The sequence below is a fragment of the Mesorhizobium sp. M7A.F.Ca.US.005.03.1.1 genome, from assembly GCF_003997975.1.
GTDB lineage: Bacteria > Pseudomonadota > Alphaproteobacteria > Rhizobiales > Rhizobiaceae > Mesorhizobium > Mesorhizobium ciceri.
This window is the reverse complement of the sequence record NZ_RZRO01000213.1, coordinates 1-1,299: the sequence shown is the minus strand read 5'-3', so window position 1 is coordinate 1,299 and position 1,299 is coordinate 1. Positions and strand designations below refer to the sequence as shown.

The following is a 1,299-nucleotide window of genomic DNA, read 5'->3' as shown; positions in this document are numbered from 1 at the left end:
AGCCCTTTCGGACGCTCTTCTGCCGACGATATTGACCGCCCCAATGCGAATGTTCGCCGGTGTATTCGTAAACCTCATTGTCCGCAGCGCCGTTCAGTCTGCTTGGGTTTCCTAGAAGCTTTTCGAATTTTCTGTCTTGCGGCTCCCGTCGAGATGCGGGCCCTCTGGAGGAGGTCGGGGTGTTTTGGATCCGCTGTGGTGCAACCTTGATCCAAGCATTTATGGGGGTTCGAGTCGGTAGAGGGCTACCGCCAATTCACCGCTGCTACCGAGTTCGTCTGTTGAATGTACTCGCAAGCAGGGACGACAGAATCACATCCTGTCCCCTGGCTGTGGCGGCCGGCTGATTTGAACTGTCATCAGAGGCCCGCAAAGTTCCCGTAAACCAGACATGCAAACGATAACACTTGAGGCCGCGGTTGCGCCAGGTTCGGCGAATCTTCCATGTGCCGCACGCCACCTTGGCTCCCGGCCTTCATTGTCGTACCCTCGCGTCGCAAAGTCAGCGTGTGCAGAGGAGGCGCGTTCGAATGCGGGTTCCAATTTGGCTCCTTTCGACCTTTGTGCTGTTGTTGGCAACATTTCCATCCGGGGTGCACGCTGCCAGCGACAATCCGAAGCTCACGCCACTCGTTGCGGAGATCATCGCTCCCCCGCATGTGATTCCAGGCTCGGACGGCAGGCGTCACATCGTCTACGAACTGGCAGTGACGAATATCACTGGCGGCGATGTCCGTTTCGAGAAGCTCAAGGTCGTCGATGCCGACAGCGGAGCACCGCTTGCAGAACTCGGCCCGGATGAATTGCGCACGCGCGTCACGCCGGGCGCAAGCCGCGGCAACGAAAACCGCGAGTTGGCCGCCTATCAGTTCGCCGTCATCTTTCTGCATGTCGTGCTTGCGGACGGCGCGGCGGTTCCGGCTCGCATTACCCACGAGATCACGGCGTTTTTCGCGGTCATCGGCGCCGACATGACGGTGACGATTGGCGAGGGTGCCGTCGTTGCGAAGGCACCGGTGGCTCTTGGGCCGCCTTTGCGCGGCAAGGGTTATGTCGCGGCTGACGGCTGCTGCGATTCCATCCGCCATGTCCGCGCCCTGCTGTCGCTCGACGGCAAGTTCTACCTTGCCCAGCGTTTCGCTATCGACTGGGAGCAAATCGACGACAACAACACGCTGGTCGTGGGCGACCTTAAGGTTCCTGCGAACTACCACATCTATGGCAAGCCTCTCCTTGCCGTTGCCGACGGCACCGTGGTCGGGACGCGCGACGACTTGCAGGACCAAGTGCCCGGTGCGC

1 protein-coding gene is annotated in these 1,299 nt (G+C 60.3%); it reads left to right on the top strand.

Annotation, left to right across the window (positions count from 1 at the left end; translation table 11 throughout):
- Positions 1-530: 530 nt before the first annotated feature.
- Positions 531-1,299, top strand: a 769-nt coding sequence (locus EN990_RS35215; RefSeq protein ID WP_127388580.1) for a M23 family peptidase, incomplete at its 3' end; no start/stop codon positions are given.